The organism is Microbacterium sp. F1-18 (assembly GCF_052921305.1).
In genome coordinates, this window is record NZ_JBREVD010000003.1 from 1 (window position 1) to 26,808 (window position 26,808).

27 protein-coding genes are annotated in these 26,808 nt (G+C 66.7%); 7 read left to right on the forward strand and 20 right to left on the reverse strand.

Features of this window, described 5'->3' with window-relative positions:
* Positions 1-358 precede the first annotated feature (358 nt).
* From ACU6RU_RS08650 to ACU6RU_RS08690, 9 genes are all read right to left on the reverse strand, one after another.
* The gene (locus ACU6RU_RS08650; protein ID WP_446726323.1) at positions 359-1,138 is read right to left on the reverse strand and encodes an ABC transporter ATP-binding protein; all 780 of its coding nucleotides are present in this window, start codon (positions 1,136-1,138) and stop codon (positions 359-361) included.
* Positions 1,135-1,950 (reverse strand): ATP-binding cassette domain-containing protein, encoded by an 816-nt coding sequence (locus ACU6RU_RS08655; protein WP_120265141.1) that lies wholly within the window; start codon positions 1,948-1,950, stop codon positions 1,135-1,137. The genes ACU6RU_RS08650 and ACU6RU_RS08655 overlap by 4 nt, the downstream gene beginning before the upstream one ends.
* The gene (locus ACU6RU_RS08660) at positions 1,947-2,822 is read right to left on the reverse strand and encodes an ABC transporter permease (RefSeq protein ID WP_446726324.1); all 876 of its coding nucleotides are present in this window, start codon (positions 2,820-2,822) and stop codon (positions 1,947-1,949) included. The genes ACU6RU_RS08655 and ACU6RU_RS08660 overlap by 4 nt, the downstream gene beginning before the upstream one ends.
* A complete protein-coding gene (locus ACU6RU_RS08665) occupies positions 2,819-3,805 on the reverse strand; it encodes an ABC transporter permease (RefSeq protein WP_446726629.1) in 987 nt (328 codons plus the stop codon). Before ACU6RU_RS08665 ends, ACU6RU_RS08660 begins: the two co-directional genes overlap by 4 nt.
* Positions 3,802-5,316: an ABC transporter substrate-binding protein gene (locus ACU6RU_RS08670; RefSeq protein ID WP_446726325.1), complete on the reverse strand. Its 1,515-nt coding sequence runs from the start codon at positions 5,314-5,316 to the stop codon at positions 3,802-3,804. Before ACU6RU_RS08670 ends, ACU6RU_RS08665 begins: the two co-directional genes overlap by 4 nt.
* A 78-nt stretch (positions 5,317-5,394) precedes the next feature.
* Positions 5,395-6,156, reverse strand: a complete 762-nt coding sequence (locus tag ACU6RU_RS08675) for a DUF1684 domain-containing protein (protein ID WP_446726326.1) — start codon at positions 6,154-6,156, stop codon at positions 5,395-5,397.
* A 60-nt stretch (positions 6,157-6,216) separates the two neighbouring features.
* The gene (locus ACU6RU_RS08680; RefSeq protein ID WP_120265137.1) at positions 6,217-6,627 is read right to left on the reverse strand and encodes a DoxX family protein; all 411 of its coding nucleotides are present in this window, start codon (positions 6,625-6,627) and stop codon (positions 6,217-6,219) included.
* Positions 6,628-6,636: 9 nt separating this feature from the next.
* Entirely contained in the window at positions 6,637-7,098 is a 462-nt protein-coding gene (locus tag ACU6RU_RS08685) for a DUF3817 domain-containing protein (RefSeq protein WP_120265136.1), read from the reverse strand.
* 22 nt (positions 7,099-7,120) lie between these two features.
* Positions 7,121-7,546: a MarR family winged helix-turn-helix transcriptional regulator gene (locus ACU6RU_RS08690; protein WP_112617533.1), complete on the reverse strand. Its 426-nt coding sequence runs from the start codon at positions 7,544-7,546 to the stop codon at positions 7,121-7,123.
* A 384-nt stretch (positions 7,547-7,930) separates the two neighbouring features.
* Between ACU6RU_RS08690 and ACU6RU_RS08695 the strand changes: the two genes are divergently transcribed.
* Together ACU6RU_RS08695 and ACU6RU_RS08700 are read left to right on the forward strand one after the other, a co-directional pair.
* Positions 7,931-8,359: a MarR family winged helix-turn-helix transcriptional regulator gene (locus ACU6RU_RS08695; RefSeq protein ID WP_446726327.1), complete on the forward strand. Its 429-nt coding sequence runs from the start codon at positions 7,931-7,933 to the stop codon at positions 8,357-8,359.
* Between the two features lie 44 nt (positions 8,360-8,403).
* Entirely contained in the window at positions 8,404-9,711 is a 1,308-nt protein-coding gene (locus ACU6RU_RS08700; RefSeq protein ID WP_446726630.1) for an MFS transporter, read from the forward strand.
* A 317-nt stretch (positions 9,712-10,028) separates the two neighbouring features.
* Here ACU6RU_RS08700 and ACU6RU_RS08705 read toward each other — a convergent pair whose 3' ends face one another.
* From ACU6RU_RS08705 to nrdH, 8 genes are all read right to left on the reverse strand, one after another.
* Positions 10,029-10,406: a hypothetical protein gene (locus tag ACU6RU_RS08705; RefSeq protein WP_446726328.1), complete on the reverse strand. Its 378-nt coding sequence runs from the start codon at positions 10,404-10,406 to the stop codon at positions 10,029-10,031.
* Positions 10,407-10,527: 121 nt separating this feature from the next.
* Positions 10,528-11,697, reverse strand: a complete 1,170-nt coding sequence (locus tag ACU6RU_RS08710) for an RtcB family protein (RefSeq protein ID WP_446726329.1) — start codon at positions 11,695-11,697, stop codon at positions 10,528-10,530.
* A 418-nt stretch (positions 11,698-12,115) separates the two neighbouring features.
* A complete protein-coding gene (gene drt3b, locus ACU6RU_RS08715) occupies positions 12,116-14,155 on the reverse strand; it encodes an antiviral reverse transcriptase Drt3b (protein ID WP_446726330.1) in 2,040 nt (679 codons plus the stop codon).
* Entirely contained in the window at positions 14,152-15,522 is a 1,371-nt protein-coding gene (gene drt3a, locus ACU6RU_RS08720; RefSeq protein WP_446726331.1) for an antiviral reverse transcriptase Drt3a, read from the reverse strand. Before drt3a ends, drt3b begins: the two co-directional genes overlap by 4 nt.
* Positions 15,523-15,667: 145 nt before the next feature.
* Complete coding sequence (gene nrdF / locus ACU6RU_RS08725; RefSeq protein WP_120265132.1) at positions 15,668-16,645, reverse strand: class 1b ribonucleoside-diphosphate reductase subunit beta; 978 nt, start codon at positions 16,643-16,645, stop codon at positions 15,668-15,670.
* Between the two features lie 35 nt (positions 16,646-16,680).
* On the reverse strand, positions 16,681-18,849 hold the full coding sequence (nrdE, locus tag ACU6RU_RS08730) for a class 1b ribonucleoside-diphosphate reductase subunit alpha (RefSeq protein ID WP_289329736.1): 2,169 nt from the start codon (positions 18,847-18,849) through the stop codon (positions 16,681-16,683).
* Positions 18,819-19,268: a class Ib ribonucleoside-diphosphate reductase assembly flavoprotein NrdI gene (gene nrdI / locus ACU6RU_RS08735; RefSeq protein ID WP_023954602.1), complete on the reverse strand. Its 450-nt coding sequence runs from the start codon at positions 19,266-19,268 to the stop codon at positions 18,819-18,821. Before nrdI ends, nrdE begins: the two co-directional genes overlap by 31 nt.
* Before the next feature lie 3 nt (positions 19,269-19,271).
* Complete coding sequence (nrdH, locus tag ACU6RU_RS08740) at positions 19,272-19,505, reverse strand: glutaredoxin-like protein NrdH (RefSeq protein WP_023954603.1); 234 nt, start codon at positions 19,503-19,505, stop codon at positions 19,272-19,274.
* Positions 19,506-19,888: 383 nt separating this feature from the next.
* Here nrdH and ACU6RU_RS08745 point away from each other — a divergent pair, with 383 nt between their 5' ends.
* Positions 19,889-21,094, forward strand: a complete 1,206-nt coding sequence (locus ACU6RU_RS08745; RefSeq protein WP_446726332.1) for an MFS transporter — start codon at positions 19,889-19,891, stop codon at positions 21,092-21,094.
* A gap of 24 nt (positions 21,095-21,118) precedes the next feature.
* On the opposite strand, the gene ACU6RU_RS08750 is transcribed toward ACU6RU_RS08745, so the two are convergent.
* A complete protein-coding gene (locus ACU6RU_RS08750; protein WP_289329738.1) occupies positions 21,119-21,526 on the reverse strand; it encodes a pilus assembly protein CpaE in 408 nt (135 codons plus the stop codon).
* Positions 21,527-21,573: 47 nt separating this feature from the next.
* On the opposite strand from ACU6RU_RS08750, the gene ACU6RU_RS08755 reads away from it, so the two are divergent.
* A complete protein-coding gene (locus ACU6RU_RS08755) occupies positions 21,574-22,743 on the forward strand; it encodes an acyl-CoA dehydrogenase family protein (RefSeq protein WP_446726333.1) in 1,170 nt (389 codons plus the stop codon).
* Between the two features lie 123 nt (positions 22,744-22,866).
* Here ACU6RU_RS08755 and ACU6RU_RS08760 read toward each other — a convergent pair whose 3' ends face one another.
* A complete protein-coding gene (locus tag ACU6RU_RS08760) occupies positions 22,867-23,139 on the reverse strand; it encodes a metal-sensitive transcriptional regulator (RefSeq protein WP_120265194.1) in 273 nt (90 codons plus the stop codon).
* Positions 23,140-23,198: 59 nt separating this feature from the next.
* Between ACU6RU_RS08760 and ACU6RU_RS08765 the strand changes: the two genes are divergently transcribed.
* Positions 23,199-24,479: a DUF445 domain-containing protein gene (locus ACU6RU_RS08765; RefSeq protein ID WP_289329740.1), complete on the forward strand. Its 1,281-nt coding sequence runs from the start codon at positions 23,199-23,201 to the stop codon at positions 24,477-24,479.
* 4 nt (positions 24,480-24,483) lie between these two features.
* Positions 24,484-24,957, forward strand: coding sequence for a SixA phosphatase family protein (locus ACU6RU_RS08770; protein ID WP_289329741.1), 474 nt, complete (start codon positions 24,484-24,486; stop codon positions 24,955-24,957).
* Between the two features lie 35 nt (positions 24,958-24,992).
* Here the strand turns inward: ACU6RU_RS08770 and ACU6RU_RS08775 are convergent, their stop codons facing one another.
* Positions 24,993-25,469: a YbaK/EbsC family protein gene (locus ACU6RU_RS08775; RefSeq protein WP_289329742.1), complete on the reverse strand. Its 477-nt coding sequence runs from the start codon at positions 25,467-25,469 to the stop codon at positions 24,993-24,995.
* Positions 25,470-25,563: 94 nt separating this feature from the next.
* On the opposite strand from ACU6RU_RS08775, the gene ACU6RU_RS08780 reads away from it, so the two are divergent.
* Positions 25,564-26,634, forward strand: a complete 1,071-nt coding sequence (locus ACU6RU_RS08780; protein ID WP_120265124.1) for a Glu/Leu/Phe/Val dehydrogenase family protein — start codon at positions 25,564-25,566, stop codon at positions 26,632-26,634.
* Positions 26,635-26,808: the final 174 nt, after the last annotated feature.

Here is a 26,808-nt window from a genome sequence, read left to right on the forward strand (position 1 = left end):
GAGGTTATTTGGCATTTGACAAGTGCACGCTGTTGAGTTCTCAAGGATCGGACGCTCCCCCAACTGACCTCACAGCCAGCCCAGAGGGCAACTTCACAACCATACCCCACCACGGCCTGTTCCAGAACCAGACCCGGAGACCGAGTGTGGTGTGGAGGTGTGATGGGGACCCTGTGGCAGGTCATCGACCTGCGACGCTCGGAAGCGTCTGTTTCGGGTTGTTCTCCGCTTGAGGGAGGCGGGACCTTCCGGCCCTCTCGCTCTTCCCTGTGGGGCGAACAAGTAATAAGTTACGCGGCTCCCGGCATCGTGGCAAAGCGGCGCGACATCCCGGGCGTGTCGCGGCCGCGGATCCGCGTCATTCCGGGGGTAGACGCGGCACGGCGTCGACGAGCTGCGCGGTGTAGCGGTCGGCCGGTGCGGTGAGCAGTCGCGATGTCGGGCCCTCTTCGACGACGCGACCGGCCCGGAGAACCGTCATCCGCTCGCACAGCGCCGACACGATCGTGAGGTCGTGCGAGACCAGCAGCATGCCGATGCCCTGCTCTGCCGCGAGGCGCTGGAACAGTTCGATGACGTGCATGCGCACCGACGTGTCGAGAGCACTCACCGGCTCATCGGCGAGGAGCAACCGTGGTCGCGGCGCGAGCGCGCGGGCGATCGCGATCCGCTGGCGCTGTCCACCGGAGAACGCGTCGGGGTAGCGGCCGGCGGCGTCATCGTCGAGGTCCACGGCCGCGAGCAGCTCGGCGACCCGCGCGTCGATCCGACGCCGATCTCGCGTGATGCCCAGCGAGCGCAGCGGCTCGGCGATCGACTGCCCCACCGTCATCCGAGGATCGAGAGACGAGAACGGGTCCTGGTACACCGGCTGCACCGCCCGGCGCAGCGAGCGCATCTGGGCCCGGTCGCCCGGCCGGATCGGAGCTCCCTCGAACAGCGCGCGCCCCGCCGTCGGCGAGGCCAGACCCAACAGCACCCGCAGCACGGAGGTCTTGCCTGCACCCGACTCCCCCACGAGACCGACCGTCTGGCCGGGAGCGAGTGACAGCGAAACGTCATGGAGGACCGCGTCTCGACGCCCGTAGGCGAAGTCGACGTTCTCGAGCGCGAGCGTCGCGTTGCCCTCGGCGGTCATCGGTCCTCCTTCGCCGGCAGGAAATCGTCGAGTGCGCGCGAGGCGGCGACCAGCTGCGCGGTGTACTCGTGCTGGGGAGACCGCAGCAACTGCGCAGTCTCACCGAGCTCGACCTGACGCCCGTGGCGCATCACGAGCACGCGATCGGCGATCCGTGAGACGACCGGCAGGTCGTGACTGATGAAGATCAGGGTCATCCCCCGCTCGGTGACCTCGCGCTGGAGCAGGTCGAGGATGCCGGCCTGGACCGTCACGTCGAGCGCAGTCGTCGGCTCGTCCGCGATGAGGATGTTCGGTCCCGCCGCCAGCGCCAGCGCGATCGCGACCCGCTGCCGCTGACCACCCGAGATCTCGTGGATGAACGACCGCGCGATGCGCTCCGGATCGGGCAGCTGTACATCCGCGAGGGCGTCGAGCACTCCGCGCCGGAGCTCGTCGCCCGACAGGCCGCGGTGCTTCGCCAGAGGCCACGCCAGCTGCTTGCCCACCCGCATGAGCGGATCGAGCGAGGCGAGCGGCTCTTGGAAGACGGCAGAGATGGTGCGACCGCGGACGCGGTCGAGCCGGCGCGACGGGGTTCCGACGACCTCGACGGTGCCGTCGGCGCTCGCGATCGTCGCCGAACCGAACGAGGTGAGCGGATAGGCGAGCAAGCCGAGCATCGCGAGCGCGGTCAGCGACTTGCCCGAGCCGGACTCGCCGATGATGCCGAGGCGCTCACCGGGCTCGAGCGCCACGTCGACGCCGTGCACGAGCGTGCGATCATCGCCGATCCGGATGCCGAGGCCCGATGCGGTCAGCGCGGCGGTCATCCGATGCTCCTCGTCGTCGGGTCGGCGATGTCGCGGAGGCCGTCGGCCAGCAGGTTCGCGCCGATGATGAAGGCGACCAGCAGAACCCCCGGAAGGATCGCCGCCGTGGGCGAGACGAGCACCGTGCTCTGGGCCTCCTCGAGCATCCGACCCCACGAGGCGTTGGGCGGCGGCGAGCCGAGCCCGAGGTACGACAACGACGCCTCGGCGCCGACCGCTCCGCCGAACTGCAGGGCGAGCGGCACGATGAGGGTGGGCCAGACGTTGCGCAGCACGTGCCGGAACACGATTCCGGCCCTTCCCGTTCCCGATGTCCGCGCCGCCGTGACGTAGTCCATCGCGAGAACGCGCGTCGCCGCGATGCGGGTGAGCCGTGCGATCACCGCGGAGCCCGCCAGGCCGATCGCGAGGATCGCCGACTCGACCGACGCGCCGCGCCAGGCGACGATCAGCATCGCCAGCAACAGGGTCGGGAACGCGATCGCGATGTCGAGCAGGCTCGTCAGGGCGTCGTCCACCCATCGGCGGGCGACTGCCGCGGTGAGCCCCACAGCGATGCCGATGATCGCCGCGATCAGCACCGACCCGAAGCCGACGGTCAGGGCGAGCCGCGCCCCGATCATGAGCTGCGTGAAAAGATCGCGCCCCAGCCGGTCGGTTCCGGCCCAGTGCTCGGCGGACGGCGGCTGCAGCCGGCCGCCGCTGGTGTCGTCGAAGGTGAACGGGGTCCAGAACAACGAGATCAGGCCGATCACGGCGATGGCACCGAACAGGATGCCGCCGACGGCCAGGTTCACCGAGCGCCGGCGTCGAGGGCGTCTGCGCTCGGGAACCGCGACGGTACCCGTATCGGGAAGGGTCGTCGCCGTCACGCCGCAGCCCTCGCTCTGCGATTGCCCGAGATCGTGTCGCGCAGCCGCGGGTCGATGAGGCGCTGCGCGATGTCGGCCGCGAACCCGAGCAGCAGCACCAGGGCGGTCGAGAACAGCAGCACCCCCTGCACGCTCGGGAAGTCCTGCTCCTTGATGCCGACGAGCAGCATGTCGCCGAGACCAGGGAGGGCGAAGACCCGCTCGATGATGACGGCGCCGACGAACGTCGTCGACAACTGGATCGCCAGGATCGAGATCAGCGGAACGACCCCGTTGCGCACGCCGTGGCGCCAGATCGCGGTGGCGAAACTCTGTCCCGTCGCGCGCGCCGCGCGCAGGTACTGCTGGCCGAGCACGTCGAGCGTCGCGCTTCGGACGTAGCGTGCCAGGTCGCTGCCCGCCACGAGCGCGATGGTCAGCACCGGGAGTGTCAGCGATACGAGCGCGGCACCGGGGTCTTCCCAGTCGCGGCGCGGGAAGCCACCGGCCGGCAACAGCCGCCAGTTCAGCGCGAAGACCGCGACCAGCAGGATGCCGACCCAGAACACCGGAACGGCTCCGCCCAATTGCGACACGGCCGAGAAGGCGGTTCCGTACCAGGTGCGCGCCTTCCACGCGGCGATGAAGCCCACGGGGACCGCGATGAGCACCGACAGCGTGAAGGCGATGAGCGTCAGTGGCAGGGTGACGTTCAGCCGCCGCAGGATCTCGTCGCCCACCGGCAGGTTGTTGGTGAACGACCGCCCCAGGTCGAAGCTCGCGAGCTGACCGAGATATGCCAGGAACTGCTCCGGGATCGGCCGGTCGACGCCGAGTCGCGCCGCAGCGGCCGCGATCTCGGCATCCGTCGCCCCGACCGAGATCAGGGCGAACACCGGGTTTCCCAGCACACGCAGCACGACGAACAGGATCACCACCGCCAGCGCGAACGCCAGCAGCAGCAATCCTGTCCGTCGGATCAGATACCGGGTGATGGAGATCAGGCCTTCGTGATGTCGGAGACGTAGAACAGCGAGTTCAGTCCATTCTTGGGCACACCCGACACTCCCTCGGCCGCGATGCGCAGCTGCGGGTTGAGGTAGAGCCAGACGCTCGCGGCGTCGTCCGAGATCTGCTGGTTCGCCTTCTTGATCAGCTCGGTCTGCTCATCGACCGAGGCCGCGGCCTCAGAATCGGCGAGCCAGGTCTGCACGTCGGCGTTGTCGTAGCCCCAGTAGAAGTCGGGGTTCCCGTAGAAGTTGATGTCACGGTCATTGACGTGGCCCTGCAGCGTCGCCTCGAAGTTCTTCTCGGTGTAGACCTTCTGGTGCCACTCGTCATCGGTGATGATGTTGATGTTCAGCGTGATGCCGACCTTCGCCAGCTCCGACTTCAGGAACTCCGCGACCGTCGAGTGGACGCCCGAGTCGGGGGTGTCGACCGTGAAGGTGAAGCCGCCCGCCTGGCCGGCCTCCGCGAGGAGTTTCTCCGACAATGCCGGGTCGTACGGGTTGTTGTCGGCGAGGTCGATGAACCAGGGCTCGGAGGGCGGAACCATCGATCCGATGAGTTCGCCGCGGCCGTCCCAGATGGCGTCGAGCAGCTTCTCGCGGTCGATCGCCGAGTAGATCGCCTTGCGCACGCGCGCGTCATCGAACGGAGCGATGCGGTCGTTGAACGCCAGCAGCTCCTTCGTCGTCGAGGTGCCCTCGATGATCTGGAAGCCGGCAGCCTCGAACTCCGCGATGCTGTCGGGGTTCGACTGGCTCGTCACCAGGTCGACCGCCCCGGTCGTCAGCGCGTTGTTCAGCGCCGTCGGATCGGCGTAGTACTGGTACACCACGCCGCCGTTGGCCGGCGCGTCGCCCCAGTAGGCGTCGTTGACGTCGAGGGTGATCGAGTCGCCCTTGCGGTAATCGCCGAGCTCGTAGGGTCCGGTGCCGTCGGCGGTGGCCGTGAGGTCACCGGCATCCTCGTTGACGATCCAGACGTACCCGAGGTTGTAGGTGAAGCTGATCGACGGCTGCGAGAGGGTCACTTCGACGGTCTTGTCGTCGACCGCGGTGACGGTGTCGATCACGCTCAGCTGGCGCTTGCGCGCCGCGATCGACTCGTCGCCCACGAAGCGCTCGAGGCTGTACTTCACGTCATCGGCGGTCAGTTCCTTGCCCGAGTGGAACGTGGCGTCCTCGAGGGTGAAGGTGTAGACGAGGCCGTCGGGCGACACCGTGGTCTCGGCCGCCAGCAGCGGCTCGACCTGCGCGTCGTCGGTGATGCGGAACAGACCCTCGTAGACGTTGCCCGTGAAGACCTCGGTCACCCCCGACGATCCACCGAAGATCTGGTCGAGGTTGGTCGGCTCGTTCTGCGATCCGACGACGATCTGAGCGCTCGGGTCGGCGGCGCCGGCGGAACCGGCGGGGTCAGCTGATCCGGAGCATCCGGCCAGGACGAGAAGACCGGCCGTCGCTGCCGCGGTGGCGGCGACGATCCGGGAGAAGCCGCGTGAAGTCACGGGTGTTCCTTTGCTGTGTGGAGGGGCGGCGGAGCGAGGTGCGGGCGCTCCGCCGTATCGGGATGGTGCAGGGGGAACTCAGAGGGAGAAGTCGCCGGCGAACCGGACCTTCTTCTCGCCGGCGCGAACCGGGAAGGGCAGGCGGTTCTGAAGCGGCGGGAGGGGGCAGTTCATCTGGTTCGAGAACCCGCACGGCGGCACGACAGCCCGGTTGAAGTCGACCGTCACCGGAATGCTGTCCCCGGGAGCGAGGTCGCCCGTCGCGCCGGGGTGGTCGAGGAAGAGGAACCGGCCGGCTCCATAGGACTCAGCGCCGTTGGTCTGGTCACCGAAGACGAGGTGCAGCTTCGGGCCGCCATAGTTGGTGTCGAACGCGGCGAGTCGGTACTCGGCGCCGCCGATCTCGAAGACGAGGTCGCCCGAGACCGGGAGGCCGCGCGTCGCGCCACCGTCCTTGATGTGCTCGAACGGCACGACGCGGTCTTCGTCGACCAGCTCGAAGCGGCCCTCGATGACCCAGGCCGGGTCGTAGTCCCAGCGCTCGATGTCTTCGAACGCCTCGTTGGCGGGCGAGTCCTGACGCCAGATGCGGTAGCCCTCCTGCGGAAGGCCGGTCTCGATGTCGGTGCGCTGGAGGCGCGTGAGCAGCGCATCGACCGGATGGCCCGCGCGGGCGGCCTCGTCGTCGACGGCGGGCTCGCCCGGAGCCGACCAGTGCGTGAGCACGAGAGCGAGCGATCCCTGCGGAGCCGCGACGGACTCACGACGGAAAGCCGCCCAGGCTCGGTAGTCGGACTCGGCCGACGAGACGGATGCTGCTGCGGATGCGGATGTGCTCACCATGACAGGCAACCAAACGCGCGCCCTCCACGAGAAATTCCGTGTCGGTCTGTTGCGGTCTCAGCGCGGCGACCCGGGCGCGTCCGCTCCGGGGCCGCCCACCCACAGAGCCCACGCGACGAGCACGGGCTGGAGGAACAGGCGACCGAAGCGGCGGGCATCGGTGTCGAGGCCGGGAGCCGACGCTCCGATACGCCACTGGTGGATGTTGCCCGGGAGCACGGCGACGAAGAAGGCGGCGATCGCGGCGGCGACCCGTCGTCGCTCGCGCGGCAGAGCGACGAGCCCCGCGCCGAGCATGATCTCCACCGCGCCGCTGGCGACGACGATCATGTCCTTGTCGGTTCGCAGCAGCCGCGTCGCCCAGTCGGGCACCGCGATGCGGTATCCCCGCCGGAGCACGGTCAGATGAGCGGACCCGGCAACGATCAACAGGGCGGCGAGGGCGAAGCGGGCAACGATGCGCGGCATCCGATCACGCTACGCCCGTCCGGGAGGTCCGATCACCAGCAGCACGATGTACGCGGCGATGATGCCGACGGCGAGGATGACGGCGAGCACCGCCGGGCGCCGCACGAACCACCGCAAGAACCGGTCCAGCACGCGCTGGTCGCGCGGGTCATCGGTCGCCTCTGTGCGCCATTCGCCGTCGAGGAGCCCGCGGCGGCGCAGCACGATCTCCGTCGGAACCGTCGCATAGGGAACCACCGCCGCGGCGACGGCGCAGACCGTCGGCACGATGGACCAGCGGTTGTTCCAGGCGACCAGGACCGCGGTCGCGCCGTAGCAGAGGAACACGAATCCGTGGATGCCACCGCCGATCGTCACGGCGATCGGGAGGTCGAAGGCCGAACGCAGGACGAGACCCAGGATCAGCAGCGTCCACGAGAAGGCCTCGGCGATCGCGAGCGAGCGGAATGCGGTCAGCGGGGTTCGGAACACCCTCGAACCCTATCCAGCGGACTTAGACGATTCCTGCGCGGATGCCGTCCATCGACGAGGCCAGGCCCGGCATGTTGTCGCTCAGCGTGGCGTCGAGCTCGAGCAGCCGCTGGTGGGCCTGCTCCATGACGGCGATGCCCTTCGCCGTGATGCGCAGATCGGATGCCGAGCCGGCGTGCGCCGTCGCGTCGGCGACCAGCCCTTCGTCGACGAGCGTGCGCACGGCGGTGTGCGCGGACTGCACCGTGATGTGAGAGCGGCGGGCGAGCTCGGAGAATGAGATCCCGGGCTCGGAGCCGATGTGTCCGAGCAGGCCGAACTTGCGGGTGGAGAGGCCGAGGTCGCGCAGGGCTGCGGAGAGCCGGCCTTCCCACGACGCCGAGACGGCGATGAGCGCGATGACCGGGCTGAAGCGCGGCTCGCGCGTGAGGGCAGGAGTTTCCGACACGGTCACGATTGTAGGAGGCGCGGGCTGTGTCGTGCGGTGATGGCGACCGAGAAAAGCTGTGTCGTGCGCCTAACGCCCCGAACGCGGTTCGTCAAGGACCGCGCATCTGTGCGATCGGATGTTCATGATGAGTTCCACGGAAGAAGCGGGGAGGTCACCATGATCACGGACGAAGAGCAGAACGAGCAGCACACCGACATCCGCGGCGAGAAGCCGTTCGGTCAATGGCTCGGACTGATCAACGGCGGCCGCTGACGCCACGCGAAGCCCCCGGCATCCTCTCTCGCGAGGAGGATGCCGGGGGCTTCGTCATGTCCGGTCGTCTCGTCCGGCCGAGGTGGTGCCATTTACATAGCTTGCCTATGCATGTTGTATAGTCAAGCTATGCAGTTCCCTGACTCTCCCATCCGGCTGATGTCGGCGTCGAGCAGGTTCAACCGCGCCGTGGCCCGTCGCGTCGAGACGTCCGCCGCCGCGGGAACGTGGCGTGCGCTGGCCGCCCTCGACGAGCTCGGCCCCACGCGGGTGAGCGACCTGGCCGAGTGGCAGCGCGTCAGCCAGCCCACCATGACGACGCTCGTTCGCCGCCTGGAGCAGGACGGGCTCGTGCAGCGCGCGCCCGACCCCGAGGACGGCCGGGCCTCGCTCGTGTCGATCACGGCGGAAGGGCGGCGACAGTTCGAGGCGTTCCGCTCGCAGGCGCTCGATGTCACGGGCCCCGCCTGGACGCGGCTGAGCGCCGCCGACCGGTCGACCCTCGCGCGCGCCGCCGAGCTTCTCGCGGCACTGCTCGAGGAACCGGAACTGCGATGACCCCGACAGACCCCGACGAGAGGAAGGTGCGCGTGACGAGCGCGATGAACACAGAACTGTCGACGACCGGCGAGCAGACGAAGGCGACGGCCGAGACCGCGAAGGCGTCGATCTGGCGACAGCCCGTCGCCGTTTGGGCGATCGCCTTCGCCTGCACCGTGTCGTTCATGGGCATCGGCCTGGTCGACCCGATCCTCCCGGCGATCAGCCGGGAGCTCGACGCCACCCCTTCCGAGACGATGCTGCTGTTCACCAGCTACCTCTTCATCACCGGAATCGTCATGCTGTTCGCCAGCTGGGTGTCGTCGAGGCTCGGGGTCAAGAAGACGCTGCTGCTCGGTCTCGCCCTCATCGTCGTGTTCGCCGCCGCGGCAGGGTTGTCGGGCGGAGTGGTCGAGATCATCGGCTTCCGCGCTGGCTGGGGAATCGGCAACGCGCTCTTCATCGCGACGGCGCTGGCCGCGATCGTCGGGGCCGCGAGCGGCGGGAGCCGTCAGGCGATCGTGCTCTACGAGGCATCCCTCGGCATCGGCCTCGCCGTCGGACCGCTCCTCGGCGGCGCGCTCGGCGAGGTGTCGTGGCGCGGTCCGTTCTTCGGCACCGCCGCGCTCATGGCCGTCGCACTCCTCGCGATCCTCGGGGTGTTCCGCTCCCCCGCGCCTGCGGCCGGGGCCGCCGCTCCGGCCAAGGTCTCGTTCCTCGCGTCGTTCCGCGCGTTGCGCAACCCGGCACTGCTGACACTGTCGCTCACGGCCTTCTTCTACAACGTGGCCTTCTTCGTGCTGCTGGCATACAGCCCGTACCCCATCGAATCCGCCGCGGCGAAAGCCGGAATGACATTCGGGGCCCACGAGCTCGGGCTCGTCTTCTTCGGGTGGGGACTCGCCGTCGCACTGACGTCGGTGCTCGCAGCTCCCGTGCTGACCCGTCGGCTGAGCCTTCGGCCCGTGCTGTTCACCATGCTCGGGCTGCTCGCCGTCGCCGAAGCCGTGCTCGCGATCGGCATCGACAGCGCCACCGTGCTGATCGTCACCGTCATCGTCGCGGGGCTCTTCCTCGGTGTGCTCAACACGGCGCTCACCGAGGCCGTCATGGAGGCGACCGACCTGCCCCGGAACGTCGCGAGCGGCACCTACTCCGGCGTCCGATTCATCGGCGGCGCGATCGCTCCCGCCGTCGCCGGTCCACTCGCCGCTGCACTCACCCCGAGCGCGCCGTACTGGCTCGGCGTCGCCGCGCTCGTCGTCGCGATCGCGATCCTCGCCGCCGCCGGACGGACGCTCGGCCACCTCGGCCGCCCGCACGAGACAGCTGTCGCCGAGGCTGCCGACATCGGCCAGGGCGACGCCTGACCGGAGGGCGTCTGAACGTCGGAGGGCGGTTTCCCGGGGAGCCGCCCTCCGACGTGCAGGTTTGCTCCGCGGAATTCGCCGCCTACGGAATGCAGAAGGGGATGCGGCCGCAGTGGCTGACCGCCCTCGAGGAGATCTCCGACGGCGACATCCTGCCGAAGCAGTCGCCTCGCTGGACCGCATAGCCGATCTCGCCGCGGAGTGGGTGCTGCCTGGACACGGACCGGAGTTCCACGGGTCACCGGCCGAGGCTGTCGCAGCGGTTCGTGCGGTCATCTCGTAGAAGACGCGCGGTGATCGAGGCGGCGACGAAGGGCTCACCCCATGCCGGACATCCGGTCCCACTCGATCGACCGGAACTGCAGGTACGCGCACAGATCGCTCGCGACGCGCAATTCGGCTGCGAAGCCGGCCAGCTGCTGCGCAGAGATCGTCAGGTCGTCGTCGCGCCCGGTGAGCGTGATGACCCACTCCGCGCGGTCGGGTCCTGCAGGTTGCATGTAGACCTCTGCCGGCGTCCCGACCGGAACCATGATCACCAGACCGGTGTCCTTGCCGAGGCTCTCGTCCTGCACCGCGACTTTGAAGGACGATGACGTGCGTGGTCCCGTCGCGAGGTAGTCGGCCAGCCACTGCTCGAGGAGAGCCTTCGAACGCACGGGGTACCCGGGGCGGTCGCGGGTCTCGGAATCCATGTCGTCAGCGTAGGCCACGGTCCGCGCGCCGGAGTGCTCCCGCGGCGTCAGCACGTCGGAGGGCGGGCTCCCGAGAGCCGCCACCCTCCGACGTGCGGATCTCCACCGCCGACAGTACGGTTCAATCGCCCTTCACGTTGACCAGCTGACGCAGCGTGTGCCGCACCTCGACGAGGTCGGCGGCGTCCTCCATCACCCGGTCGATCGGCTTGTACGCCTGCGGGATCTCGTCGATGAAGGCATCCGTGTCGCGGAACTCGATCCCCGCCATCGCCGCACGCAGCTGATCGTGCGTGAAGGTTCGGCGCGCGGCCGACCGCGAGTATTCCCGCCCCGCGCCGTGCGGCGACGAGTTGAGCGACAGCGGGTTCCCGAGCCCGGAGACGACGTACGACGCCGTGCCCATCGATCCCGGGATGAGGCCGGGCCGGCCGGCATCCGCCTGGATCGCGCCCTTGCGCGACACCCACACCTGCTTGCCGAAGTGCTTCTCGCTCTCGGTGAAGTTGTGGTGGCAGTTGATGCGCTCGAGCTCCTCGACCTCGCCGCCCATCGTCTCGGACAGCTGACGAGCGACGCGGTCCATCATCTCCTCGCGGTTGAGGAGCGCGAAGTGCTGCGCCCACCGGAGCTCGCGGATGTAGCGGCGGAACTCCTCCGTTCCCTCGACGAGGTACGCCAGGTCGGGGTCGGGCAGGTCGATCCACCATTGCTTGGCGAGCCGCTGCGCGACTCCGATGTGGTGCGTCGCAACCTTGTTGCCCACTCCCCGCGAACCGGAGTGCAGGAACATCCAGACCGCGTCGGTCTCGTCGACCGAGACCTCGATGAAGTGGTTGCCCGACCCGAGCGACCCGAGCTGGTTACGCCAATGTCCGGCATAGCGAGCCGGGTCGAACTCGTTCTTGTCGGCGAGCTCCTCCAGCTCGGCGATGCGCGGCTCGGCTGTCGCGACGATCTTGCGGTTGTCGCGACCGGCCGACAGCGGGATCGCCCGTTCGATCTGCTCGCGGAGCGCGCCGAGGTCGCGGCCGAGCAGCTGCGACTTCGTGAACTGCGTGCGGACGGCGATCATGCCGCACCCGATGTCGACGCCGACGGCTGCCGGCATGATCGCGCCGAGCGTCGGGATGACCGATCCGACGGTCGCCCCCTTGCCGAGGTGCGCATCGGGCATGAGCGCCAGATGCGGGTGGATGAACGGCATGCCCGAGGCGGTGCGAGCCTGATCGAGAGTCTTCTCGTCGATGATGCTCGCCCACGACAGCAGCCTGTTCGAGAGCTTCTCCATGGTTCCTTTCCTTGTGACGACGGTCCGGAACGGGCGCATGGAGAGGAACACACGAACGCCCCGGACCTGTGCGGTGCGGGGCGTTCTGACAGTGGCGGTGTCAGACGTCTCGCACCGGAGGGTACGACTCATTGCGGAGCTGGAACTGGTCCAGGTCCGCTGCGATCAGGCGCTCGTTGCGCGTGGTCATGTCGTTCCTCCGGTGATGCCGTGCCTCGTGGCGCAGCCTCGCAACCCTACGTGTGGGCGTGGCACGGCGTCAATTTACACTGGCGGACAAGCTGATGTAGGCCGCTGGCCTAGGGAGAACAGATCTCAGCCACGATTTCGAGTGGAGGCAGCGCGCGAGGCGGCCCCGGTAGCCGATGTAGGGGCCATGCGCAAGTGTGTGGCGTTGCCGCCGTGTCGGCGCGCAACCCTAATATACATGCTGACTCCGCTTCAGCAGCAACTCGGAATGAAGGTCGTGAATCTCCCACGGGGTGAACCATTGACTCGACACGTCCACAACGCTGTCAACACTGGACTTCACTTTGTGCGCTCTGAGAATCGCGAGCTTGTCCGCTCGAGCTATGTGGGGCGAGGCGACGAGATCGAGGACAAGGAATGCGCGCTCAGCGTGATCATCCTCCTGTTCCAACAGCCAATGAACTCGCTCGACCGCCCATTTTGCCAGCGCTCGTTTCATCGGTTCCAGTTCGGGGTGACCTCCGACATTCCGAAGCAAGGCTAGCGCCACCATCGAGTGCATCCAGTCCGGGAGCAAGATCGCACCTTTTCTCGTCGCCGCGTCGGCAAACACGACAATCTCGTCGAGCGAAAGCCGAAAAGGAGATCCCAGCTCAGATATCACGTCGAAGAGATATAGCGATTCGACCGAACCACCCGCCGTCAACGGATACCGCGCCATGACGCGTCGCACCTCGGAGAAGATCACTTGCTTGAGATGCTCCGTGCGGTCGCTACTCAGTTCGAAGCTGCGCGCCGCCCGCAGAACAAGAGCACATATGCGGGCCGCCTTGACCGCAGCACTTGCGCGGCCCGAGCCCGAGTAGACAAAGAGCGCCAGCTCTACACAGGTGCCCATGTACGAGCACACCGCATCCCCCAGCGCCGCTTTGTCATCGACGCCTACCACGGCAGTGAGCTGGTCGGCAGTCGACGTGATTCCCGATTCGAGCCGCTCCTCGATTAGGACCAAGAAGTAGTTCGCGATCTCTTCAGGGTCGACATTGGTCTCAGCCAGGAGGAGCTTATACCCCGAGATCAGACGCCTCAGATTTGGTAGATCAGAAGGCCCGGGAGCCACCGCACCCGAATCCTTTTGCGGGAAGGAAAGCGTGAAATAATCCGCCATCGTCCGCGCGCGAGACTTTGCGATACTGACCGGAGACAGATAGGGCGTTCGCACGAGCGCAGTTTTTGCATCGTTCAGATGCAGACCGTATATATGGAGTTGCGATCGCAGTGACGTCTGGAACGCGTCCGCAACTCGCGCGCTATTCGAGAAGACGTAGAAGTCGTCGACGTATCTATATGCGCGATAGGCCGAGCCGAGGGAGAACCCTAAGCCGACCATCTCTCGCTCCACCTCGCGATCGATGCGCTGCATGACGAGTTCGGCGAAAACCCGCGAAATTTCAGGACCAATCAAGATCCCATTGGTCTCGTCCTCTTTTGCCGCCCTCATCAACTTGTCAAACTCACTCGGAAAGGAGTCAGCAAACAACTTCCTGCTCGACTTGATTGTTGCGCGGCCATAGATGGCCCACTCAATAGAGTGCGAGTATATGGACTCAAAGCACTTTGATACGTCAAGCTTCAGCATTTGCGAGAACGACTGCTCCGCCTCGATGTAGTCGCGTGACTCGAAAAACTCATTGATGCTCGCATACTTGCTATATGTGAAGTACGAACGCAGTATGTCGGTTTCTGTGGTCACAGTCTCAATCGACTGCCCCGCATCCGCGCGCCGCATCTCGAAGATATCGTCGCGCACAACGGTCATTCGAGCGACCGCGGCCGGCTTGCGAACGGAGAAATTGCTCAACCCCCCGAAATACGTAACGAGTTCTGCGTAACGATGGTAAAATCTTGCGAACGCCAACTGATTACCAGGGTGGGGAATCGCAAGCTCCCTGAAGCCTCCAAGTCCGTGCGAGATTCGAAACTTGTAGGGAACTGTTTTCTCTGAAAGGTACTTCCATCGAACGCCGATTCGCGGCCCGTCCGAACCGACCTCGTCGACAGGCTGGAAAGACGGACCGAAAAGCAACCTCAGCACTGCTTCGATTCCGGGCTCACGGCGGAGCGAGAAGGTTTCTGGGTTCAACTTGGCGCGAGCGGAAATCAGGAGCTTGTACAGACTTCTATTCGAGAAACCTGCAGGCAACTCGAATGGGAGGAAATCCGACAGCAATGCCCTCAGCGGCTGATTACGCATCTTGATGGATCTCACGTCGACACCTTCCACGCGGAGACGATTTGCCTCCGGCGACGTGGGCTGATTTGAATCATCCGCGAATTCTCGAAGCCTTCGCAGAAGGAGTAGCTCATGAGTCGAGACGCTAGATCGGGGCGACTCTGACAATGCAATCGTGCACGTTCAGCAAGATAGTTGTCAAGCAGCTCGAATTTTCGCCCGGCTGCATCCATGGCACGATGCGATAGGAGCACGCCGTTAGCGCGCGACCCGCCGGGGTAGGACGAGCGATGGTTCGAGGTGAGAAACTTCACCCGATGCACTAGCGCAGTTTCGGAAGCCACGCTCGGAGCGCTAGCATAGCGATCAAATGCGACATCGATACGCCGCTTATATTCGCGGAATCTCTCATCGGATATATCCAGCTTTACTTTCCCGCTTGACATGACGACAGAGATGGCGTAACCCAGTACTGATATCCGCCGCTCTCCAGCACGGTCAGTGGTTGATATGAGTCGCTCCTTACTCCTGTTTCTGGACAGGCCACGGACCCTCAGTTCCTGGGTGAGCTTTTCTCGGATCGATCGAACACGCTGCTCATGATCGGAACCTGTCACGATGATCAGGATGTCATCCACGTAACGCGCATAGAACGTAACGTTTCGTTCGGTCGATATCTCCCTATCAACGTTCTTCAGGAAGGCTTCAGCGAGGTAGGAGCTGAGTCCAACACCGCGCGGGAGACCTGTGGGGTTTCCCGACAGCGCTGCATAGTCATCCAACAGTCTGCTGATGAATTCGCGCGTAGTCTGACTAAGTAGGGGCTGGTCGGTGATCATTCGCCTCAGCTCCGAGTGTGAGATACTTTCGAAGCACGCGGAGATGTCGGCACGCAGTAATGACTTTGGGGAACGGTCCGACAGGAGGGCCGCCGCGCGCCGCACGATAGTGTGGCGATCCCGCATTGATACATCGAACGCATCGCGCACGTTCCGCTCTAGCTGCTTTATGAGGAAGTAGCCAGCGCCGTCGTCGAGGGCATTCAGGCGATACACGAGCTTGCCGTTCCTCTCGAAGTTTCGCACGAGGCCAAGGGAAAACGCATTGTTCATAATTCGCAATGCGGCCGCCTGGGCGAATGTCGCTAGCGTATTGTGAATGGCAGCCTTGCGCTCAGCCAAAATTTCGGCAAGCTCAACCCTTTGTGCCACGCGAAGGGCGTCTCGGCTTGGCTCCGGCTCGGCCCGCAGTTTCGTTCGATGCTCTGCTCGAAGGGCACGAAGGCGCACATCGATTGGCGCAAGGGGTGCGAGGAGGCCCGATAGATCGCGGCCACGTCGGGCCTGTTCGAGCCAGGTTCGGTAATAGTTGGCGGCGGAGAACGTGCCATCCAGATTTTTCATGCGTAACCCCCGCTCTCAATATAGCGTCTCGTGTTGCACCAGGCCCGCCTGTATTTTAGGTGTCCAGCTTGCGCGCCCTGTCGACAGCATCGCCCGAAAAAGAAGGGGCGGACGCCGCAGCATCCGCCCCTTCGATTCGTTGGAATCAGAAGTCCCAGTCCTCGTCTTCGGTGGCCTCGGCCTTGCCGATGACGTACGACGAGCCCGACCCCGAGAAGAAGTCGTGGTTCTCGTCGGCGTTCGGCGACAGGGCCGACAGGATCGCCGGGTTCACATTGGTGACCGTCGCAGGGAACATCGCCTCGAAGCCGAGGTTCATCAGCGCCTTGTTGGCGTTGTAGTGCAGGAACTTCTTGACGTCCTCGGTCAGACCGACGGCGTCGTAGAGGTCTTGCGTGTACTGCACCTCGTTGTCGTAGAGCTCGTAGAGCAGCGAGAACGTGTAGTCCTTGATCTCGTCGCGCTCGGGCTGCGAGAGCTGCTCGTAGCCCTTCTGGAACTTGTAGCCGATGTAGTAGCCATGCACGGCCTCGTCACGGATGATGAGGCGGATGATGTCGGCGGTGTTGGTCAGCTTGGCCTTCGCCGACCAGTGCAGCGGCAGGTAGAACCCCGAGTAGAAGAGGAACGACTCGAGCAGGGTCGAGGCGACCTTGCGCTTGAGCGGCTCGTCGCCACGGTAGTAGTCCATGACGATCGAGGCCTTCTTCTGAAGGTTCGGGTTCTCGACCGACCAACGGAACGCGTCGTCGATCTCGGGCGTCGAGGCGAGCGTCGAGAAGATCGACGAGTAGCTCTTCGCGTGCACCGACTCCATGAACGCGATGTTCGTGTAGACGGCCTCCTCGTGCGGGGTGATCGCATCGGGGATGAGCGAGACGGCGCCGACGGTGCCCTGGATCGTGTCGAGGAGCGTCAGCCCCGTGAACACGCGCATCGTGAGGGTCTGCTCGTCGGGCGTCAGCGTGTTCCACGACTGGATGTCGTTCGACAGCGGCACCTTCTCGGGCAGCCAGAAGTTGTTCACCAGACGGTTCCAGACCTCGAGGTCCTTGTCGTCCTGGATGCGGTTCCAGTTGATCGCCTGCACGTGGTCGACGAGCTTGAGCGGTTCGGGAGTCATATCGCTTCAGTTCCTGGTTCGGGTTCCGGCATCCGTCACAGCATGCAGCTGACGCACTCGGACATGTCGGTGCCCTCGAGCGCCATCTGCCGCAGGCGGATGTAGTAGATCGTCTTGATGCCCTTGCGCCAGGCGTAGATCTGGGCCCGGTTGATGTCGCGCGTGGTCGCGGTGTCCTTGAAGAACAGCGTCAGCGACAGGCCCTGGTCGACGTGCTGGGTAGCGGCGGCGTACGTGTCGATGACCTTCTCGTAGCCGATCTCGTACGCGTCTTCGTAGTACTCGAGGTTGTCGTTCGTCATGAACGGCGCCGGGTAGTAGACGCGGCCGAGCTTGCCTTCCTTGCGGATCTCGATCTTCGACGCGATCGGGTGGATCGACGACGTCGAGTTGTTGATGTACGAGATCGAGCCGGTCGGGGGCACCGCCTGCAGGTTCTGGTTGTAGATGCCGTGCTGCTGGATCGATGCCTTCAGCTCGCGCCAGTCATCCTGCGTCGGGATGTGGATGCCCTCGAACAGACCCTTCACCTTGTCGGTCTGCGGCGCCCACTCCTGCTCGACGTACTTGTCGAAGAACTCGCCCGACGCGTAGGTCGAGTCGGGGAAGCCCTCGAAGTACGTGCCGCGCTCGATCGCGATCTTGTTCGATGCCCGCAGGGCGTGGAACAGCACGGTGTAGAAGTAGATGTTCGTGAAGTCGAGGCCTTCTTCCGACCCGTAGAACACGTGCTCACGCGCCAGGTAGCCGTGCAGGTTCATCTGCCCGAGGCCGATCGCGTGCGAACGGTCGTTGCCGTCCTCGATCGAGCGGACCGAGGCGATGTGGCTCTGGTCGCTGACCGCCGTGAGGGCGCGGATGCTGGTCTCGACCGTCTGGGCGAGGTCCTTGCCGTCCATCGCGAGGGCGATGTTCATCGACCCGAGGTTGCAGGAGATGTCCTTACCGATCTGGGCGTACGAGAGGTCTTCGTTGTACGTCGTCGGGGTGTTGACCTGGAGGATCTCCGAGCACAGGTTCGACATGTTGATCCGGCCCTTGATCGGGTTGGCCTTGTTCACCGTGTCCTCGAACATGATGTACGGGTAGCCCGACTCGAACTGGATCTCGGCGAGGGTCTGGAAGAACTCGCGCGCATTGATCTTCGTCTTCTTGATGCGCGCGTCGTCGACCATCTCGCGGTACTTCTCGGTGACCGAGATGTCGCCGAACGGCACGCCGTAGACCTTCTCGACGTCGTAGGGCGAGAACAGGTACATGTCCTCGCCGTTCTTGGCGAGCTCGAAGGTGATGTCGGGGATGACGACACCCAGCGACAGCGTCTTGATGCGGATCTTCTCGTCGGCGTTCTCACGCTTGGTGTCGAGGAACTTGAGGATGTCGGGGTGGTGGGCCGACAGGTACACGGCGCCGGCACCCTGGCGCGCGCCGAGCTGGTTGGCGTAGCTGAAGCTGTCTTCGAGCAGCTTCATGACGGGGATGATGCCCGACGACTGGTTCTCGATCTGCTTGATCGGAGCACCGGCCTCGCGGATGTTCGACAGCAGCAGCGCCACACCGCCGCCGCGCTTCGAGAGCTGCAGGGCGGAGTTGATGCCGCGGGCGATCGACTCCATGTTGTCTTCGATGCGGAGCAGGAAGCACGACACGAGCTCGCCGCGCTGGGCCTTGCCCGTGTTCAGGAACGTCGGGGTGGCGGGCTGGAATCGACCCGAGATGATCTCGTCGACGAGCTGCATCGCGAGGTTCTCGTCGCCGTCGGCGAGGCCGAGGGCGGTCATGACGACGCGGTCCTCGAAGCGCTCAAGGTAACGCTTGCCGTCGAAGGTCTTCAGCGTGTAGCTCGTGTAGTACTTGAACGCGCCGAGGAAGGTCTCGAAGCGGAACTTCTTGCCGTACGCGAAGTCGTTGAGCTTCTGGATGAACTCGAGCGAGTACTTCTCGATGACCTTGGGCTCGTAGTACTCCTTCTCGACGAGGTAGTCGAGGCGCTCCTTGAGGGAGTGGAAGAAGACCGTGTTCTGGTTGACGTGCTGGAGGAAGTACTCCCGCGCCGCGCGCTTGTCGGCGTCGAACTGGATCTTGCCGTCCGCGCCGTAGAGGTTGAGCATCGCGTTGAGGGCGTGGTAGTCGAGCCCGTCGAAGCGTGTGTCGACCTTGAAGCCGTTATCGGTCAAGGCTGTTTCCAGTGCTGATTCCACCATCGTTCCAATCCTGCGCTCACGCGCTCGACGTCTTCGGGCGTGCCGAACAGTTCCACCTTGTCCAAGTGCGGCACGGAGCACTTGCGGCTGATGATGTCGCCGGCGAGGCAGTACGACTCGCCGAAATTCGTGTTGCCGGTGGAGATGACTCCACGCAGCAGGGTGCGGTTCCGCACGTCGTTCAAGAATCGGACGACCTGCTTGGGCACCGCACCCTTCTCCTCACCGCGCCCCTGTCCCCCGCCGTAGGTGGGAGTGACGAGCACGAAAGGCTCGGTCATGACGAGGGGCGTCGGTGAGGAGTGAAGGGGGATGCGGAGCGCCGGCAGTCCGAGTTTGTCGATGAATCGCGCGGTGTTGCCGGAGACGCTCGAGAAGTACACGAGCAGAGGCGCCCGCGTCGCGACCGCCGTGCTCATGGCTCAGGCGAAGCGAGCGGCCAGCTCGTCGATCTTGTCGGGACGGAAGCCCGACCAGTGGTCCTCGTCGGTGATGACGACGGGGGCCTGCAGGTAGCCGAGCGACTTGACGCGCTCGAGTGCCGCCGGGTCCTCGGAGAGGTCGAGGACGTCGTATTCGATGCCCTTCGAGTCCAGCGCACGGTACGTCGCGTTGCACTGCACGCAGGAGGGCTTGGTGTAGACCGTGATCGCCATGTCGAGTGTGGTTTCCCTTCGCTTCTTACGCATCTCCGGCTGAGAACCTGCCGGAGCCTCAATACTACATATGGGTGCCGACATCGGGGGGCACCACAAGGGGTAGTAGTTACAAGTCTGTAGTTTTGCACCGCTCTCCCCAGGTACAACACATCTTGTCCACCGTTTCATCCACAGATCCGCGACTCGATCGAGGCCCGGTTCGACGCGTGATTACGCGCTTCCGACGCGTGGCGACCGAGTCTGTCCACAGGTCGGACGGTAGACGGGCCCATCGACATCCGATTCCGACGGATCTCGTCGCGTCGGCGTGTCGCGGGCGTGTCGCGACGGCACCCGCCCGGGCGTCGCCGAGACGCCCCGGGAATCGCTACCGTTGAGGGGTGGCGGGATACGGAGAACTGCTGCGCACACCAGGTGTCGCGCGCATCATCGCCGCACAGTTGACCGCGCGCTTTCCGAGCGGGATGACGAGCCTCGCCATCCTTCTCCACATCGAGCACGTGACCGGCTCCTACGGGTCCGCCGGTCTGGTCCTGGCGGCCACCTCAGTCGGACAGGCGATCGCCGGCCCGGTGACGAGCCGATGGATGGGCGTCTGGGGCATGCGGCGCGTGCTCACACTGACGCTCGTCGTGTGCGCGGCCGCGATCGGGCTGCTCGCGGTGCTCGACGTGCCCCTGTGGATCTACATGGCGCTCGGTCTCATCGCGGGGTTGTCGACCCCGCCCGTGCAATCGGCCGTGCGCACTATCTATCCCAAGATGGTGACCTCGCGTCAGCTGACGCCGTTGTTCTCGCTCGATGCCTCGCTGCAGGAGATCATCTGGATCATCGCGCCGGTGCTCATCACCTTCGTGGCGCTGCAGGCCGGCACCGTTCCGGGCCTCCTGCTCGTGGTCGTCGTCCTCATCGGCGGCGGCGCGTGGTTCATCTCCTCGCCCGAGCTCGGCCGCGTGCGCATCCCGCGCAGCCGCCGCAGCCTCGGCCGCGTGCTCCTCAAGCCCCCCGTCCTGCTCGCGACGGCGACCGGCTTCCTCCTCATCGGCGCGTGCTCGGCCGTCGAAGCGGGCGTCGTCGCCTCATTCGGTCACGGCGGACTCGAGTCCGGTCTCGTGCTCGCGGTCTTCGCCGTCGGGAGCCTGGCCGGCGGCCTGTCGTTCGGCCACATCCCGATCGGCCGCTGGGCCATGGCCCGCCGCTTCCTCATCGTCACCGTGGGGCTAGCGGCGACGATCTTCTCGCTCAACGCATGGTGGCTCGGCGGGTCGCTGCTGGTCGCCGGCATCGGCATCGCTCCGGCACTCGCGGTCATGTTCGCCATCACCTCGGCGAGCGTGAAGTTCAGCGAGACGGCCGAGGCATACGGCTGGATCGGCACCGGACAGCTCATCGGAGCTGCCGCAGGGTCGGCCATCGCGGGCTTCCTCATCGACGGCGTCGGTCCCCAGGGCGCCTACGTCGCCGCCACGCTATTTGCGGCAGCCGGTCTCATCGTCGCGGCGAGCTGCGTGCGGTGGTTCCCCGATCTGCGGGGACGCGACGCATCGCCCATTCCCGACACCGCGCCGGTCCACACCATCACCTGAGGCGGCACGCGCCGCGCCGGTCGCTCAGTCGTTGACGCGCCGCAGCATCGCGAGCACGGCCGCCGCGTAGGCGTCTTCGGGCTGCGGGTGCTCGAACGCCAGCTCCTCGCCGGCGAACTCGATCTCGACGCGGTGCGTGTCGGCCAGTCGGCGCAGGCTGCGGAATCCGCCGCGGAGCATCTCGCGCAGCTGATCCTCACGCGGAAGCCACAGCGCCTCGTCGAGCGCGACGGAGTCGAGCGCCCATTCCGTCGTGCCGTTGAACGCGAGGATCGTGCCGCTCGGATAGCGGCGCGGTTCGATCGTCATCTCGCTGACGGTGAAGATGTCGGCCTCGAACTCCGGCTCGTTCAACTGGAATCGGTCGCCGGATGCCGGATGCCAGACGAGCCCGGCCTCGCGCAGGGCGAGTGCGGCGTCGGTCGAGATCATGTCCCCATCCTGCACCAGGCGACCGGGCGAGGAGCGGCGGGAGCAGAATGGATGCCGTGAGCGACTTCGACCCGGCCCGCTACCTCTCCGACCGCCTCCTCGAGCGCATCCGCGGGCGTGCCGCCGCCGTCGATGCCGAGAACGTCTTCCCCGACGACGACCTCGCGGAACTGCGCGAGGCCGGCTACCTCGGCATCCTGGTGCCCGAGAAGCTCGGCGGTGCGGGACTCTCGCTCGCCCAGGCATCCGTCCTGCAGCAGCGGCTCGCCGGAGCCGCGCCCGCGACGGCGCTCGCGATCAACATGCACCTCGTCTGGACTGGCGTCGCCAAGGTGCTCTCCGATCGGGGCGATGACGCGTTGCGTTTCGTGCAGGAGGGGGCAGCGGCGGGCGAGGTCTTCGCGTTCGGGATCAGCGAGGCGGGCAACGACCTCGTCCTGTTCGGCAGCGACACCGCCGCCGAACCGCAGCCCGACGGCGGGTACGCCTTCACCGGCACCAAGATCTTCACCTCGCTCGCGCCGGTGTGGGATCACCTCGGGCTGCACGGACTCGACACGACGAGCCCCGACGCCCCGCAGCTGGTGTTCGCCTTCGTCGACCGCAGCGATGCCGTGCGCACACGCGACGACTGGGACACCGTGGGCATGCGCGGAACGCAGTCGCGCACCACCGAGCTGCACGGGGCCGTCGCCCCGGCCGAACGCATCGTGCGTCGCCTCTCCCCCGGCCCCAGCCCCGACCCGCTCGTCTTCGGCATCTTCTCGGTCTTCGAGCTGCTGCTGGCATCGGTGTACACCGGCATCGCCCGACGTGCCCTCGACCTCGCCGTCATCGCCGCTCAGTCGCGCACGTCGAAGAAGACGGGACTGGCGTACAGCCAGGATCCCGACATCCGCTGGCGCATCGCCGAGATGGCGCTGACGTACGACGGGATGCTGCCGCAGCTCGAGGCGATCGCGCGCGACATCGATGCGCAGGCCGACCACGGCGGACTGTGGTTCGCGAAGCTGAGCGGCCTGAAGCACCGCGCCGTCGGCGCGGCGAAGACGGTCGTCGACGAGGCGATGCTCGTGGCGGGCGGATCGTCGTACTTCTCGCGGTCCGAGCTCGGCCGCCTCTACCGCGACGTCATCGCGGGGATGTTCCACCCCTCCGACCCCGAGTCGGCTCACAGCACGGTCGCCGCGGCCTGGCTCGGCCCCGTCTCCCCCTGACCCGCCCCGGCTCGCCGTCGGCAAGTCGACTCGCCACAAACCGCGGGTCCTGGGGTCGCTGCATCCGCATTCCCTGGCGACCCGACAAGGACAGCAGAGCTGAACAAGACGGGCGGGATGCCGTCAGCGGGTCTCGAGGTCGTACGCCTTGAGCAGCTCGGCGACGGCTTGCTCGCGCTCGGCGCCGCCGCTCTCGAACATGTGCGTCACGTGGGTGCGGAGGTGGTTCTCGATGAGGAGCTTGTCGAGCGACGCGAGCGCCTTCTGGATGGCACGCGACTGGGCGATGATGTCCATGCAGTAGTCCTCGTTCTCGATCATCCGGGCGAGCCCGCGGACCTGGCCTTCGAGGATGCTCGTGCGGCGCAGGGCGCGCTTCTGGATGTCGTCGATCACGCGGTCAGGATACGCCGTGACCGGCCCCGGCTGGCGAACCACCGTGGGAGGATGACCGGATGGCACGCACGCCGACCTCCCTGCTCTCCCCCGCCGACCAGGCTCGTCGCCAGGGGTTGCGGCGGATGAAGGCCGTCGCTCTCGGCGCGCTGGTGTTCATGGCGATCGTCTTCGCGGTCTCGTTCCCGTTGCAGCAGACGGTGCCCGCATTCGGGTACGTCCGAGCGGCCGCGGAAGGCGGCATGGTGGGTGCGCTGGCCGACTGGTTCGCCGTCACCGCGCTGTTCCGGCATCCGCTCGGTCTGCCCATCCCGCACACCGCGATCATCCCGAAGCGCAAGGACGAGATCGGCCGCACCCTCGGCGAGTTCGTCGAGACGAACTTCCTCGAGGCCGGCGTGATCCGCGGCAAGCTCGAGTCGATGGGCATCGCGACGCGGCTCGGCGCGTGGCTGCGCCGGCCCGAGAACGCCGAGCGCGTCTCGGCCGAGGCGTCGGCGGCGGCATCGGGCATCCTCACCGCGCTGAGCGACGACGAGGTGCAGGATCTGCTCGAAGACCTGGCGCGCGAGCATCTGCTCGCCCCGTCATGGGGTCCGTCGATCGGCGGGTGGCTCGAACGCGTCGTCGGCGCGGGCGCGCACCACGGAGCGGTCGACCTGGCGATCGACAACATCGAGACCTGGCTCATCGCCAACCGCTCGGTGTTCACCGGACTGGTCTCCCGCCGACTGCCGTCGTGGGTGCCATCGGTGGCGACCCGTCTCGTCGACGACACCGTCTATCGCGAAGCGCTGACGTTCGTCGCGGCCGTGCGGAGCGATCCCGACCACCCGGCACGCAAGGCCATCGACGGCTACCTCGGTCGTCTCGCCGGGGATCTGCAGGGCGAGACCGAGACGGCGGCGCGGCTGGAGTCGGCCAAGGCGGCGGTGTTCGACAGTCCCCGCGTTCGCGCTCTCGCCGCCGAGGCCTGGGGCACCGCGAAGGCCGGGCTCGTCCGATCGCTCGGCGATGCCGGGAGTCCCCTCCGCCGGCGTATCGCGGCGGCGCTCACCGAGGTCGGCGAACGCCTCGCGACCGAGCCCGCTTTGCAGCAACGCATCGATGCACGCGTCATCGACGCCGCCGCGACGCTCGTGGCCCGCCACCGCGCCGACATCGCGTCGGTCATCACCGAGACGGTCGAACGCTGGGACGCGCAGGAGACGACCGAGAAGATCGAGCTCATGGTCGGCCGCGACCTGCAGTACATCCGGCTCAACGGCACGATCGTCGGATCGCTCGCCGGACTCGTCATCTACACGATCGCCCACGCGGTCTTCGGCGCGGGAGGATGAATCCATGACGACGCTCATCCTCGTGCGACATGCCAAAAGCGATTGGGGCACGGCCGCACTCGACGATCACGCCCGTCCGCTGAACGACCGCGGCATGCGCGACGCTCCCGTGATGGCTGAGCGCCTGGCGTCCACGGACGTCGCCGTCGAGCGCATCCTCGCCTCCACAGCGCTCCGCGCTCGGACGACGGCCGCGGCATTCGGCGCCGCGCTCGGACTCGAACCGGACCTGCGCGACGAGCTCTATGGCGCTTCGGCGCGCGTGCTCCTCGACGCGGCGAGCGGCAGCGGGGTGCAGTCCGTGCTCGTCGTCGCGCACGACCCGGGGATGACGGTGCTCGCCGAGCGACTGTCGAACGGGGGCATCGGCGGGATGCCGACGTGCGCGGTCGCCACCTTCACGTGGCGGACCGATGACTGGGACGTCGCGACCGCGACCGATCCGGACGCGTGGAGCTTCGACAGCCCGAAGAGCTGAGCGCCGGGGTGCGCAGACCCGCGGGCTGATCCGGGTCAGGCGACGGCCACGACCGTTCCGCCCGTCAGTCGGACGAGCTCGTCGAACGTCAGCGGGAAGACCGTGTGCGGTGTGCCGCCGGCCGCCCAGATCTCGTCGTACTGCTCGAGATCTTCGTCGATGAACGTCGTGAGGGGCGCGGGATGTCCCGTCGGTGCGACGCCGCCGATCGCCTGCCCCGTCGCACTGCGGACCTGATCGACGCTGGCTCGTTTGATCTCGGTGCGTCCGGTGCGCTCGGCCAGAGCCGCCGTGTCGACGCGGTGCGCGCCGCTGGTCATGACCAGCAGCGGCTCACCGTCCGACCAGAAGACCAGGCTGTTGGCGATCGCCCCCACCTCCACGCCGAGCGCCGCCGCGGCCAGGGCGGCCGTGGAAGCGGCATCCGGCAGCACGACGATGTCGCCGGCGATGCCGGCGGCACGCAGGGACTCGTGAACGATACGGCTTCGCGAAGGCAGATCGGTGGTCACGCTGACACTCTAGAAGAGGCACAATGGGCTGGATGCCGCAACGCCGCGGCACGGAGAGCATGAGCCCACAAGGCTCCGCCGAAAGAGGATCGCGATGACCCACGCCCTGCCCCTGCCCGATTTCACGCACGAGCGCGTGGAGGTGATGACCGGACGGCGGAGCGGCCTCTTCATCGCCGCCGCGTTGCACTCCTCCGTCCTCGGCCCCGCTCTCGGCGGCGCCCGGGTGTGGACGTACCCGCACTGGAGCGACGCACTCGGCGACGCCCTCCGCCTGTCTGCGGCGATGACGTTGAAGAACGCGGCGGCGGGGCTGGATGCCGGCGGCGGGAAGGCCGTCATCGGCTTGCCCCCGGGAACGGTGCTGGATGCCGAGCGGCGGCGTGCGGCGTTCCTCGATCTCGGTGACGCCGTCGAGTCGCTGGGCGGCCTGTACCGCACGGCCGAAGACGTGGGGTCGACCACCGACGACATGCTCACCGTCAGCGAACGCACCGCGCACGTCGTCGGCCTCCCCGACCGCGTGGGTGGCTCGGGCGAACCCGCGGGTCCGACGAGCATCGGCGTGCACGCGTCGCTGCTCGCGACCCTCGAGCGCGTGACCGGAGCTCGCGATGTCGCCGGCCGCCGCATCACGATCGCGGGGCTCGGACAGGTGGGCAGCCGCCTCGCCGTGCAGCTCGCCGCCGAAGGCGCAGAGCTCACCGTGACCGATGTGAACCCCGCGAAGCGCGAGCTCGCGACGAGCCTCGGTGCCACGTGGATCGAACCGGCGGAGGCCCACCTCGCCTCGGCCGACGTCTTCGTGCCCGCGGGCATCGGAGGCGTCCTCACCGACGAGGTGATCGACGCGCTCGACGCACGAGCAGTATGCGGACCCGCGAACAACCCGCTGGCACATCGCTCCGGCGCCGACCGTCTGGCCGCGCGCGGCATCCTGTACGCCCCCGACTTCGTCGTGAACGCGGGCGGGGTCATCTACCTCGACCTCGCCGCGAAGCAGCGCGATCGCAGCGAGATCGCCACGCGTGTCGAGGGCATCGGCGACGTGCTGCGGCGCATCTTCGACGAAGCCGCCGCGCGCGACGTCACGCCGCTCGCCGCCGCGGAGTCCCTCGCCGCCGAGCGCCTCGCCGCCGGGGCCGCCCGCGACGCCCTGGTCTGACCCCGGCCGGGGTCGGCGGGGTGCCGGGGTGCGTCTGGGTCTGGGTCCGGGATGCAAGGGATCGTCGACGACACCCCGCCGGAACGGCATCCACCCCGGCGCGCCGCGCCCGATCCCTTGCATCCCCGAACCGAAGCCGGCCGGGGCGGTGGGTGCCGGGTAGGACAGGGGTGG